The organism is Paenibacillus motobuensis (assembly GCF_039521865.1).
Lineage (GTDB): Bacteria > Bacillota > Bacilli > Paenibacillales > Paenibacillaceae > Fontibacillus > Fontibacillus motobuensis.
In genome coordinates, this window is the sequence record NZ_BAAACX010000012.1 from 43,509 (window position 1) to 57,061 (window position 13,553).

The following is a 13,553-nucleotide window of genomic DNA, read 5'->3' on the forward strand; positions in this document are numbered from 1 at the left end:
GGCCATCATGTATAATAAGGGAGCGTCAGCTTAATCGGGTAGCTCTGACATATGCAAGGTAGTTCAATAAGTGCTGAATACGGGCATTTTTGAACATGAATGATTAAGAGTTTAGGGGTGTTAATGGATATGGATTTGAATGTTGATGTGTGGATTGAATTTCTAAAACAAAACTGGCTCGTCATTGTCGTAGCCCTGGTTATCCTATTTCTGGTGCTGAATTTTGTTAAGACCTTAGTCAAATGGGCGCTAGTCCTTGTCATCGCTGCGTTCATCATTATATACAGCGGCATATCTCTTAAGGATATTGGCAATGCGGTAGAGACGGTGAAGGACCAGGCTGCTGATATCACCAAGTCGGAAGTTCTGCAGATGATGAAGAAGGAAGCAGCGGAAGCGGAAATCACTCAGAATAGCGATGGAACGTTTACGATTAAGACGCCTAATCTTGAAGTCACAGGCAGTGACGGTGATGGTAAAGTAAAGGTTAAGTTCCATGGCGTATCTGTGGGTGAATGGAAGATAAATGATACGATAGAGGCGTTTATTGAAGAAGCAAAGCGCAAGTAGCGGGTAAGGTCTGCCTTAAATATTATGACCATAAGTCATCAAGATAGGGGGCAAGCATGACGATGGTCTTGGCTCAACAATTACAAGAAATGAACTGGATTAACGCATTGCTAATATGTATTTTGCTTATATCTGTGCTGCAAGGATGGGCGCGTGGGGCGTCCCGTACGGCGGGAAGATTGTTCACCTTGGTTAGTGGGGGAATTCTGTCTGTTGTGAGTATAATCGGGTCGGTTCCTCTCACCATATGGTTATCCCCGAAGGTACAAGATTGGCTCTCCTCCGTTACGTACCCGCAGCGTGATATGGCAACATGGGAACAAGTATATTACACCATCGTCACCGCGATTCGCGACTTTCCACTGATGCGGTTCGCTGTGTTGTTTATTATTAGCTATTGGTTGATCCGGACTGTACTGGGATTGCTCTCAGCGTTTTTACTAGGAGGTTCTTCGCTTGAGCGCGCTCCTTTCGGCGGAAGGGCTAGAGCTTCATTCCTGAGCAGAATTATCGGGGCATGCATTGGTACCGTAATCGGTACGGTCAGATGTATGATGATGATCGTCCTATTATTTATCGTCGTTACACTGTTTCCGAACAGTAGCTTCAGTCAATATGTGCAGGCTTCTACGGTATACCAACAAGGAGCACACACAGTGATTGAGCCGTTGACCGGAGACTTGATCAAGGAGAAGCTGCCGGTGTTCACTCGCAGTGTGGAGGCGGAACTCAACGGTATTCTGCAGCGGAAGTATGAGGTGATAGATGCCAATATTCCACAGGATATCGAACTGGCTGCGGCCAAAGTGACGGAAGGCGCGGGTACGGATGAAGAGAAGGCAAGGCGTCTCTATGACTGGGTCGGCTCCAGAGTGAGCTATGATTATGGTAAGGTTAAGGATTATGAAGAGCGGGGGGACTGGCATGAACAGACGCCGCAGATGACCTTTGATACGAAGAAGGGAGTATGCATCGATTACTCACGTCTGTATGCGGTTATGGCTAGGTCTCAGGGTCTTAAAGTGAAGGTTGTGACCGGATTAGGATATGACGGTAGAGGAGGATACGGACCCCACGCCTGGAATGAGGTATATCTGACAGAGAAGGACAAGTGGATTCCGCTTGATTCAACTTGGGCGCAAAGTGGGGATTGGTTCAATTCGCCTGCTTTCTATGATACGCATGTCCCCGACAAAACAGCTTAAAAAATAGAAGTGCCGGGTGTAACCTCGCATCGGATTGAATCGTTATGTTAATATAGTTGATGAAGTATGGAAGCATGAAAGAGGAGAAACGCCCATGAAGAACTCATACAATGACGATCCTCGCGAGCAGGAAGCCAAGCTGAAGCGTCATTTTAATATTCGCTTGAACTTATTCTTTTTTAGTACATTTATTATTTTTACGGTTATTATTGTACGTCTGGCGATCCTGCAATTTGTAGAAGGTCCAAGTCTGTCCCAGCAGGAGACGAGTATGCGGGTCAAGGATGTCCCGCTATCACCGATTCGTGGCTCTATCTTAGCGGCAGGCGGCGAGAAGCTTGCTTACTCGACCCCGGTGCAGTCGCTCTACATTACACTACAGAAAGACTATAGCAAATCGGAACGGGGGAAGAAGAACCGGCCTGAGGCGCTGGAAATTGCCAAAAAGCTGAAAGAGGTATTCGATAAGTATGGTGATAAGGTCAATGAGCCGATGACGGAGGAAGATATCGTTAAGGCGATGGACCTGGACTACAATAAGGGCAATGGTTATTCACCAAGACTGATCAAGGCGGGCTTGAATGATAAGGAAATCGCCTATTTCTTGGAGCGAAAATCAGAGTTCCCTGGTATCGATATCGTTGAGGATAGCGTTCGACACTATGACACGGATACGGTAGCTGTACAAACGGTTGGATATCTCAAGAAATATAAATCCATGGATGACGTTAAATGGTATGACCCGATCCGTGAAGCCAATAATTCATTAGACAAGGACCCTGCCCTGGATTATACGTCTGAGGAGCTTGTTGGTGCGGACGGATTGGAGATGTATTACCAGAATGAGCTTCGCGGCAAGAATGGCTATAAGAAAGTGCCGATTGATCCGCGGAATATGGCTACAGGCGTATCAGAGATCGTTCCTCCGGAAAAGGGGTATGATCTGCATACGAATATTAATAAGACTATTCAGATGGTCGCTGAGCAGGCCATTATGGATCAGATCGATTGGGTGCATAAAAACCCGGTATCCGGTGAAGTTCACCCTAATGCGAAGACCGGTTATGCTGTTGCGATGGAAGTGGACACCGGCAATGTTGTGGCCATGGCGAGCATGCCGGACTATGATACGAATGTATGGCAATCCGGTGGGATTGCATCAGACGATTGGTCCAAGATTATGACGAATTATCAGAACGGGACGATTACTCCAATCAGTTCAGGTCGTTCAGGGCACAATTTCGATTCGACGGTGTTATTGGGATCGACGATCAAGCCTCTGTCTGTATTGGTCGGACTTAATGAAGGGCTGTTTACGACGACCACTTATTATAATGATACAGGTATCGCTTACTTTGGTAAGAATGATTCCTCCAGCGTCCGTAACTCAGGAAGGCACGCCTATGGCTCACTGAGACCTTCTGGAGCGATCCGCCATTCCTCTAACGCCTTTATGGTCGATATGGTGGGCGAGAAATTGTGGAAAAAGTATGGAAATGAAGGTATAGACGTCTGGGATCAATATATGAAGAAGTTTGGTCTCGGTGTCTCAACAGGGGTCGATCTTCCGAAAGAATACCTAGGTAATCTAAACTATAAGAATGCAGAATCGGAGACAGCTCTTTCACGGCTGGCCTACGCTTCCTTTGGACAGCAAGCGGGTTATACAGCTATGCAATTGGCTCAATATACGGCTACTCTTGCAAGTCGAGGTTCGCGTATGGAGCCGCATATCGTCAACAAGATTACAGATGAGAATGGCAATATCATTAAAGAATTCAAGCCGACGGTATTGAATAAGGTCGAATTCAAGGATGCCTATTGGAACGAAGTCATCAGTGGGATGGAGACGAATGTCCCGGTGGCCTTTGCTGGATTTCCGTATGATTTTGCCCGGAAGACAGGTACCTCACAGCAATGGGGAGCGGGAGCTAACCGGGATAACGGGGTATTTATCGCTTTTGCGCCACGCAAAAATCCGAAGCTTGCTGTTGCGGTTATTATTCCTGAAGGCGGCTTTGGTGCATGGAGCGCCGCGCCGGTCGCACGGAAGATCTTCGATGCTTATGATCAAGAGTATGGACTTGATGGCATTCCGAAGAAGACGCAAAATAAGCAGACAGATAATCAGAATACGGATCAAACGAATAACACGCAATGAGAATTTAAAATTGAATAAAGACGATACATCAGCGATCTTTCACGGCATAGCTTGGGAAAGATCGCTGTTTTTTTATCTATAACTTGTCCGCGGCTTTATCTTAACGATTAACAGTTCTGTGGGAAGAAAGTAGGGGAATTCATTGAAAATCGTCTATCCGATAGACCGACGTGAACAGGAAGCAATGATGAAGAGTCGGTTTAATATCAGGCTGAATCTTTTCTTTTTCAGTGCGTTCGCCATTTTTACGGTCATTATTGTTCGACTGGCGATTTTGCAATTTGTAGAAGGGCCAAGTCTGTCGCAGCTGGAGACGAGTATGCGGGTTAAGGATGTCCCGCTATCACCAATTCGCGGCTCTATCTTAGCGGCAGGCGGCGAGAAGCTTGCTTACTCGACCGCGGTACAGTCGTTGTACATTACACTGCAGAAAGACTACAGCATGTCGGTGGGGGGCAAGGAGAACCGACCCGAAGCACTGGAAATTGCCAAGAAGCTGAAGGAGGTATTCGATAAGTACGGTGATAAGACCAGTGAGCCGATGACGGAAGACGAAATTATAAAGAGGATGGATCTTAATTATAATCAAGGGAATGGATATTCTCCTAGGCTGATTAAGTCAGGATTAAATAAGAAAGAGGTTGCTTATTTCCTGGAGCGTAAGTCCGAATTCCCTGGTATCGATGTCGTTGAGGATAGCGTTCGGCACTACGATAAGGATACGGTAGCTGTACAGACGGTTGGATATCAGAAGAAATTTAAGTTTATGGATGCTGAAAAGTTGTACGATTCAACTCGTGAAGCAAATGCTTCAAAGGACAAGAACCCTGCTCTGGATTATACAGGTGACGAGCTCGTTGGTGCTGATGGACTGGAGTTGTACTATCAGGAGTATTTACGCGGCAAGAATGGCTATAAGAAAGTGTCAATTGACCCGCGAAATATGGCTACAGGCGTATCAGAGATCGTTCCTCCAGAGAAGGGCTATGATCTGCATACGAATATTAACAAGAATATTCAGATGGTCGCTGAGCAGGCGATTATGGATCAGATTGATTGGGTGCATAAAAATCCGGTATCCGGTGAAGTTCACCCTTATGCGAAGACCGGTTATGCTGTTGCGATGGAAGTGGACACGGGTAATGTTGTGGCCATGGCGAGCATGCCGGACTATGATACGAACGTATGGCAATCCGGTGGGATTGATCCCGATGTATGGGATAGAATAATCGAAAATTATCAGAATGGGACGATTACCCCGTATAGTTCGGGGCTTTCAGGACATAATTTTGGCTCAAATGTACTGCTTGGTTCAACGATTAAGCCTTTGTCTGTATTGATTGGTCTTAATGAGGGGCTGTTTGCAACGACTGATTATTATAATGATAGAGGTATCGCGTACTTTGGTAAGAATGATTCTTCCAGTGTTCGCAACTCGGGGAGTCATGCTTACGGTCCAATTAAACCCACTGAAGCGATTCGCTATTCCTCCAATGCCTTTATGGTCGATATGGTGGGCGAGAAACTCTGGAAAAAATATGGACCGGAGGGTATTGACGTTTGGGAGAAATACATGGAAAAATTCGGCCTTGGCATTTCGACCGGAGTTGATCTTCCTAAAGAATTTTTAGGCCAATTAGAATATAGAGATGAGGGGGAAACTCCACTATCTCGTTTAGCATTTGCTTCATTTGGCCAACAAGCCAGGTATACGACGATGCAATTAGCTCAATACACCGCGACATTAGCAAGTCGCGGCTCGCGAATGGAGCCGCATATCGTCAATAAAATTACGGACGAGAACGGGAATATCATTAAAGAATTTAAGCCGAAGGTACTGAATAAGGTTGAGTTTAAAGATGCTTATTGGGACACAGTAATTGATGGGATGAGGACCGATGTATCGGCCTTTACCGGATTCCCATATGATTTTGCCCGGAAGACGGGGACCTCGCAGCAGTGGGGAGCTGGGGCTAACCGGGATAACGGCGTATTTATCGCCTTTGCTCCGCGCGTGAATCCGAAGCTTGCTGTAGCTGTAGTTATCCCGGAGGGCGGCTTTGGAGCCTGGAGCGCCGCGCCAGTAGCCCGTAAAATTTTCGATGCTTATGATCAAGAGTATGGGCTGGACGGTATTCCGAAGAAAAGCCTTCAGCAGCAAGACGATAAGGACTAATAAACAATCGTTATTTTAATAAATTAGGGGCCAGGGTGAGAACTATTTTCAGTAAAAATGGAAATAGTTCTTGCTTTTTGGCCTGTTTATCATTTAGAATTTGCATTAGGGAAACTTTTTTAAATAGGAGAAACAATTATATCTCTACGAAACATTTATTCTACTAAGCAAAAAACAGAGCGCGCTGCTCGAAATATTAGGAGGACTAATCTATGGGACAAATTTCAGTTAAGAAGGGCCCTATGCAGAGGGCGAAGATTACATTAAGTGTGCTGGTGCTGGTCATCGTTGCAGCTTGCTCCAAAGTGGAGGGAGAAGCCTCCCATCTCCAAAGAGCCGAGGATGGCAACAAAATTCAAGTTGTCTCCACGATTGGGATGATTACGGATGTTGTTCAGGAGGTCGGCGGGGAAGAGGTTGAAGCGATCGGCTTGATGGGACCGGGGGTAGACCCGCACCTATATAAAGCTTCGCAGGGAGATATGACACGATTGGATCGGGCGGATATGATCTTCTACGGAGGCCTCCATCTGGAAGGGAAAATGACGGAGATCTTCGAGAAACTGGAGCGCAGCAAGCCGACGGTGGCCGTATCCCAAGGAATCGATACATCGATACTTCGCTCTGGGGAGGATGCAGGAGGAACACAGTATGATCCTCATATTTGGTTCAATGTGAAGCACTGGATCTCAGCGACAGAGACGATCCGCGATGCCTTGTCCAGCTATGATCCGGCGCACGCCGATCTCTATAAGAACAATGCGGATAAATATATTCAGCAGCTGAAAGTATTGGATGAAGAGGTGCAAACAGCCATTGCCGAGATTCCTGAAGCGGGCCGCGTACTTGTAACTGCGCATGATGCCTTCGGATATTTTGGAGAAGCCTACGGGATTAAAGTCATGGGGTTGCAAGGGATCAGTACGGCTGCAGAGTACGGTTCCAAGGATGTGAGCGAGCTGCGGGATTACCTCGTGGACAATAAGATCAAGGCAGTGTTCGTAGAATCCAGTATTCCGACGAAATCGATGGAAGCGGTCATTGCCGGAGCCAAAGAGAAGGGGCATAAGGTGGAAATCGGTGGTGAGCTGTATTCCGACTCCCTGGGAGAGCCAGGCTCAGACGCTGATACTTATATCAAAATGGTCCGGCACAATGTCAGTACGATCGTAGACGCATTGAAATAAATATAGGCGGTGACTACGCCAAGGAGATAAGGAGGAAATAACTATGGAGATGCACCCGCTTGAAGTGAGTAATTTGACGGTGGCTTACCAGAAGAAGCCAGTATTGAATTCGGTATCGTTTCAGATTCCTTCCGGGAAGCTGATCGGCGTGCTCGGCCCAAACGGGGCTGGAAAATCGACAATGCTTAAGGCTGTGCTGGGACTTATCCCGGTCGTTGAAGGTACGGTGAAGATATTTGGCCGCAGTTATCAAGAGAACCGGAAGAAAGTTGGCTATGTGCCACAACGTGAATCGGTCGATTGGGATTTCCCGACGAATGCGCTGGACGTTGTTATGATGGGCAGATATGGACATCTGGGCTGGATTCGCCGTCCGGGGATGAAGGAACGACAAATCGCCATGGAGTGTCTGGCTAAGGTCGGGATGGCTGATTTCGCTGGCAGACAGATCAGTCAACTGTCTGGAGGCCAGCAGCAAAGAGTATTTCTGGCTAGAGCCCTGGCGCAAAATGCAACGCTCTATTTCATGGACGAACCTTTTGCCGGGGTTGACGCGACGACAGAGAAAGCGATCATCAGTCTGCTCCACGAGCTTAAGGAACAAGGCAAGACGGTACTTGTTGTGCACCATGATCTCTCCACCGTGAAGGAGTACTTTGATGAAGTAGTGCTGCTTAACGGCAAGCTGGTGGCTGCGGGTCCAACCGAGGAGACATTTACATCCTCCAATCTGCACAAGACATACGGTGGACGAATTGCCATGCTGCAGGATGTAGCGAACGGGGCGGAGATTCAAGGAAATGAAGAGGAAGAAGAGAAGAATCTGAGATCGGACTTGCCGAAGAGAAGCAAGACGGCGAAGAAAGCAAACAACGCGAGATCGGGCCTGACGAGCGCGGCGAACGGTGTGAGTGTACCGGATGAAGCGGAAGGAGCGGATGTACCGATCGGGGCGGTGAGCCGAACATGATGTCTTTCTTATTGACCTGGTTCACCGATCCTAATATGCAGTGGATTCTGATGGGGTCCTTATTACTTGGAATCGGCAGCGGAGTTATCGGCTCATTCACTTATTTACGCAAGCAGAGTCTGTTAGGGGATGCGCTTGCTCATGCGGCATTACCGGGGATATGCATCGCCTTCATGCTAAGCGGAGTTAAATCGATTGGATTGTTCATGATCGGTTCCATCGTGTCGGGAATGATAGCGACCTTCGGCATCTATGCCATAACTCGATATTCACGCATCAAGCAGGATGCAGCACTTGGGATTGTTTTATCGGTATTCTTCGGAATTGGGGTTATGTTGATGACGAAGATTCAGCATAGTGGGAACGGAAATCAAAGCGGACTCGATAAGTATATGTTCGGTCAGGCAGCATCGATGATGAAGTCCGATGTATATATGATGGGCGCTGTCTCGCTGTTGCTGATCTTGATATGCTTCATATTTTTCAAAGAATTCAAGCTTGTCAGCTTTGACCCTGGCTTTGCCAGGGGGATGGGCATGAAAGTAGGGCTGCTGGAGCAGGTGCTCTTATTCATGACGGTGATTGCTGTTGTCGTAGGAATTCAGGCGGTTGGCGTTGTGTTGGTAGCCGCGCTGCTTATCACTCCAGCCGTATCGGCCCGGTACTGGACGGACTCGCTTGGAGTTATGGTTATTATTGCCGGAGTAATCGGTGCATTCTCGGGTGTAACGGGAACATTGATCAGCGGGACGTTGTCCAATCTACCTACCGGCCCAGTTACGGTATTGGCTGCAACCTCTCTGTTCTTTGTCTCGGCGGTGTTTGCTCCGAATCGGGGCCTTGTAGCTAAAATGTGGCGCAGGGCGCGCACCAAGCAGCATATACGACAGAGCCAATCGATTGAGACGAATCGCCATCGTACAGGAACTGTTGAAGGAGGGCTCGACGGATGATGGATTTCTGGATTATACTTACCGGTACCTTGGTCGCGGCAACCTGCGGGATTCTTGGCTGCTTCCTCGTCCTACGCAAAATGGCAATGGTAGGGGATGCGATCAGTCATTCCGTACTTCCTGGTATTGCAATTGCCTTCCTCATTGGCGGTTCGCGGGATTCGTTCCTGATGCTGTTCGGGGCCGCGGTGCTTGGACTGATTACGGTGTTCCTAATTCAACTGCTGCAGCGCAGCGGATTGCAATCGGATGCATCAATCGGCATTGTATTTACGGCATTATTCGCGATCGGAGTTATTCTGATCAGCCGAAATGCCCAGCATATAGACCTGGACCTGGATTGTGTGTTGTTTGGAGAAATTGCCTATGTGCCATGGGATTCTTTGATCTGGAATGGCTACAATCTAGGTCCTGTCGCTATCTGGATGCTGGGAGCAACCTTCCTTATTGTGCTGATTACGGTCGTGTTATTTTATAAACAGTTCAAAATATGTGCCTTCGATCCTGCGCTCGCTGCAGCTCTGGGCATACCAGTGGTATTGTTCCACTATCTCTTGATGGGGCTGGTCTCGCTGTCAACGGTAGCTTCCTTCGAAAGCGTAGGAGCGATTCTCGTCGTCGGGATGCTCATTGTCCCTGCGGCGACGGCATACCTGTTGACCGACCGTCTTGGTCTAATGCTGCTGTACAGCGTCATCATCGGGGCCATCAGCTCTACTGGTGGTTACTATATGGCAAAGCTGTTCGATGCTTCGATTGCCGGTTCGATGATCACGGTATGTGGAATTCTGTTCGTTCTGGCGTTCCTGTTCTCGCCTTCGCATGGGCTAATCTCCCGGTGGACGAAACGACAGCAGATGCGGGTGGGCAGTTTGAAACAGGCAGTAGAATGAATGAAGAGAAAAAATGTAAAAATACAAGAATCTCCTGTCGTGGGGGATTCTTTTTTTCTTTTACAGTGAAAGAAATGATGGGGAGATTCATACGGACGATCTACGAGGGAAAACTATATCCGAGCGACGTCAAATTTGGTGGATTTAACGGAAAAATGGCCTCCTGTGAGCAGTGTCTATGTGGAGCGATGAGGATTATGATAAAATGACGTTATGTTGTGCCTATGATAGCTATACAACGTACCAACTACATGCATATGCTTTCGAAGTCGTTTTCTCCGAAAACGTGTAGCTCCGCTCCTCAGACCCTAGCTTCATCCAACTGAAGCGTTTTGAAAAAACGCACATCGGAAGCATATGCTTCGGTGCTGAAAACCGACCTTTTTGAACACTTACTTACAGACAGGGGGATTACTGTTGAAATATAAATTGCTGGCATTGGATATGGATGGGACCTTACTTACGGACGAACATCAGATTTCCCCAGATACGGAAAAATGGCTACGCAAGGCGATGGCGGCTGGCGTGCATGTATGCTTGTCGACAGGCCGCAGATTCGTTGATGCGGTGCCGTTCGGTGAACAGCTTGGTCTGGATACACCGATGGTAACGGTGAATGGAAGTGAAGTATGGCGTTCTCCGCATGAACTGTATCACCGGGAACAACTCGATCAGTCGGTTGTGAAGCGGATGTATCAAATGTCCCGGGATCATCATGTGTGGTTCTGGGCGGATGCGGTAGAGGGAACTTATAATGAGAAGAACTGGAGGACGGAGCTGCTTGAGCAGAACCAATGGCTGAAGTTCGGTTACTACACCGAGGACGATGATCTGCGTCATTCTTTAATGGTGGAGCTGCAAAATATCGGCGGACTTGAGATTACGAATTCTTCCCCTTATAATTTGGAGATCAATCCTGCCGGAATTAACAAAGCGAGTGGAGTCCGAACGATATGTGAACTGCTCGGTATAAATATGGAGGAGGTCGCAGCGTTTGGCGACAGCTTGAACGATCTTGCTGTCATTCAGGCGGCAGGCCTCGGCGTAGCAATGGGCAACGCACAACTGGCAGTGCAGGAACAGGCGGATGTCGTAACGGCTTCTAACAATGATGATGGGATTGCGATAATTATCCGCGATTATATTTTGGCTTAGGAGTGATCGTTGCATGGCAGTGCTGGGCTGGATATTGGTCATCGCTTTATTCGCTATCGGGATGGCAGGGGCGGTATATCCTATTTTGCCAGGGGTACTTGCTGTCTATTTTGCCTTCTTCGTCTACGGTTGGTTCTTCTCATTCGATTCGTTCGGGTGGGTGTTCTGGACCGTTCAAACCTTGATTGTCGTTGTCCTGATGGTGGCCGACTATGCGGTTGGAGCCTGGGGTGTGAAGAAGTTTGGCGGCAGCAAGCTATCGATCTGGTTAAGTACCATCGGCATCATTATCGGCCCCTTCGTCATACCAGCCTTTGGGCTTGTGCTTGGTCCTCTGCTTGGGGCAATGATCGGTGAACTGATCCGAGGGGAGAGTATTGATAGAGCTTTTAAGGTAGGCATCGGCTCCGTTGTTGGTTTATTCAGCAGTTTTGTGGTTAAGATTATCCTCCAGCTTGTCATGATTATTCTATTTATTATTTGGATTATCTAAATTATTATATCGCGCATTACTCTTGCAGTAATCCTGGAAAGAAGGAATTATTTTTGTCCAAGAAAGAGTCATTCATCAAAGGCACGTTAATTCTTGCCGGAGCGGCATTGATCGCCAGAGTGCTGGGCTTGTTCCAGCGTGTTCCCTTGGAGCATATATTGGGCGATATCGGGAACGCATCTTACTCCCAGGCGAATGCCGCTTATTTCATGCTGCTGACGATTGCAACAGCGGGAATTCCTAGTACGCTTAGTAAAATGGTGTCGGAGCGCCATGCGCTGAACCGCCCGATGGAAGCAAGACGAATCTATCATGCCGGTCTGATGTTTGCTGCTATTTCCGGTATTGTGATGTTTGTACTCTTGTATATCTTTGCCCCGGTGTATGCCCGGGCATCGGGTATTCCCGAGACAGCCGTGACGATTCGGGCGCTAGCGCCCGCCTTGCTGTTATTTCCTCTGATCGCGATTATCCGTGGATATTTGCAGGGGCGGAATATTATGATTGCCGGTGGTATTTCGCAGGTCATCGAACAATTCGTTCGCGTCGGAACGGGTCTGATTCTAGCTTTTCTATTCTATCATTGGGGTTATTCGGGTGAGAAAATCGCTGCCGGGGCTACTTTCGGGGCGGTCATTGGCGGTGTCGCCGCGCTGCTCGTTATGCTCTATTACAATATGAAGGTTCGCCGGAAGGACCGCAGCGAGCTACCGCTACAGGCTCATGATGGACAGGCCAGGATTTCTTATGGCCGAATCTACGCGGAGATCTTCAAGCTGTCGATTCCGATCGTCGTCTCTTCGATGACAGTATCGGCTGTGAACTTCATTGATAACTCGATCCTGAAGCCGCTCTTGTCGGGACAGATTGGTCCGAATGAGGCGACTTATGTACTCGGGATCCTCGGCAACCGGGCGCAAATGATCGCTGGTATTCCACCGATTCTTGCTATTGCGCTGAGCCAGTCACTCGTTCCAATCATCTCGGCAGCCTTTGCCCGCGGGGATCAGGCGCATTTGAAGCGGCAGGTTACTCTGGCTATGCAGGTCGCTGTACTTACTGGGATGCCGATTATTCTTGCTCTCGGGACGGCGGCTTACTCGGTCAACGGTTTGCTCTTCAGTACACGTGACGGAAGTGGAATCGTAGCCTTGCTTACTTTTGCAACGATCTTCCAGATTACGATGATGACGAGCAACTCGATCTTGCTCGGGATTAACAAGGCGACCTTATCAATGGTGCATGTCATCATCGGAATTATCGTCAAGCTGGCAGCCAGCTATGCCTTGGCTCCGCTACTTGGTATCTATGGCATTATTATTGCGACAGCCTTATGCTTCCTCGTCATTACGCTGCTCAATCTGCGTTCGATGAAGAAGATCGTACCGTTCTCGATTATGGGAGGACGCTGGGCAGGATTCCTGCTTACTGTCGTTGCCTTGACGGGAGTTGGTTATGGGCTGAATCAGCTTGGCATCGGGATGGAAGCCTTCATGCCAGGTCGTGTGGCCTTCTTCATCACATGCTGTATCGTCGGAGTCGCGGTGGTGGCTCTCTATCCTGTATTGCTCGTCGTTCTACGCGTTGTCCGTAAGGAAGAGCTGGGAACTTATCCGCGGGTACTGCAGAAGGTCTTCAGACCGCTTATGCGCCTGCAGCGCGGTTCAGCAGGTACAGGCGGAACCATGTAAGTTGCTTAGTCGGCGGCGCCCTCCGGGAGCGCCGCCTTTGTTATGCCGTACCTGTGCTCGCGACTGATGTCGCACAGGTACGGCGGCTGCGGCGCGCTG

10 protein-coding genes and 1 pseudogene are annotated in these 13,553 nt (G+C 48.4%); all 11 read left to right on the top strand.

Annotation, left to right across the window (positions count from 1 at the left end; genetic code table 11):
• Positions 1 to 129: 129 nt before the first annotated feature.
• The 11 genes and pseudogenes from ABD014_RS14510 (at position 130) to ABD014_RS14560 (ending at position 13,454) form a co-directional block, all read left to right on the top strand.
• Positions 130 to 570: a hypothetical protein gene (locus tag ABD014_RS14510; RefSeq protein ID WP_379339948.1), complete on the top strand. Its 441-nt coding sequence runs from the start codon at positions 130 to 132 to the stop codon at positions 568 to 570.
• A 56-nt stretch (positions 571 to 626) separates the two neighbouring features.
• On the top strand, positions 627 to 1,775 hold the full coding sequence (locus ABD014_RS14515) for a transglutaminase domain-containing protein (protein ID WP_343862266.1): 1,149 nt from the start codon (positions 627 to 629) through the stop codon (positions 1,773 to 1,775).
• A gap of 94 nt (positions 1,776 to 1,869) precedes the next feature.
• Positions 1,870 to 3,936: a peptidoglycan D,D-transpeptidase FtsI family protein gene (locus ABD014_RS14520; protein WP_343862268.1), complete on the top strand. Its 2,067-nt coding sequence runs from the start codon at positions 1,870 to 1,872 to the stop codon at positions 3,934 to 3,936.
• Positions 3,937 to 4,120: 184 nt separating this feature from the next.
• Entirely contained in the window at positions 4,121 to 6,112 is a 1,992-nt protein-coding gene (locus tag ABD014_RS14525) for a peptidoglycan D,D-transpeptidase FtsI family protein (protein ID WP_343862349.1), read from the top strand.
• Between the two features lie 212 nt (positions 6,113 to 6,324).
• Positions 6,325 to 7,299, top strand: coding sequence for a metal ABC transporter solute-binding protein, Zn/Mn family (locus ABD014_RS14530; RefSeq protein WP_343862271.1), 975 nt, complete (start codon positions 6,325 to 6,327; stop codon positions 7,297 to 7,299).
• A gap of 43 nt (positions 7,300 to 7,342) precedes the next feature.
• Positions 7,343 to 8,071 (top strand): annotated as a pseudogene (locus ABD014_RS14535) (metal ABC transporter ATP-binding protein); the annotation flags it as partial.
• A gap of 197 nt (positions 8,072 to 8,268) precedes the next feature.
• Positions 8,269 to 9,222 carry a metal ABC transporter permease gene (locus tag ABD014_RS14540; RefSeq protein ID WP_343862351.1) on the top strand — a complete coding sequence of 318 codons (954 nt, stop codon included), beginning with the start codon at positions 8,269 to 8,271 and terminating at the stop codon, positions 9,220 to 9,222.
• On the top strand, positions 9,219 to 10,115 hold the full coding sequence (locus ABD014_RS14545; RefSeq protein ID WP_343862273.1) for a metal ABC transporter permease: 897 nt from the start codon (positions 9,219 to 9,221) through the stop codon (positions 10,113 to 10,115). Before ABD014_RS14540 ends, ABD014_RS14545 begins: the two co-directional genes overlap by 4 nt.
• Positions 10,116 to 10,532: 417 nt before the next feature.
• Positions 10,533 to 11,270: a Cof-type HAD-IIB family hydrolase gene (locus ABD014_RS14550; RefSeq protein WP_343862275.1), complete on the top strand. Its 738-nt coding sequence runs from the start codon at positions 10,533 to 10,535 to the stop codon at positions 11,268 to 11,270.
• Positions 11,271 to 11,283: 13 nt separating this feature from the next.
• Positions 11,284 to 11,763 carry a DUF456 domain-containing protein gene (locus tag ABD014_RS14555; protein WP_343862279.1) on the top strand — a complete coding sequence of 160 codons (480 nt, stop codon included), beginning with the start codon at positions 11,284 to 11,286 and terminating at the stop codon, positions 11,761 to 11,763.
• A gap of 53 nt (positions 11,764 to 11,816) precedes the next feature.
• Complete coding sequence (locus tag ABD014_RS14560; protein WP_343862282.1) at positions 11,817 to 13,454, top strand: putative polysaccharide biosynthesis protein; 1,638 nt, start codon at positions 11,817 to 11,819, stop codon at positions 13,452 to 13,454.
• Positions 13,455 to 13,553: the final 99 nt, after the last annotated feature.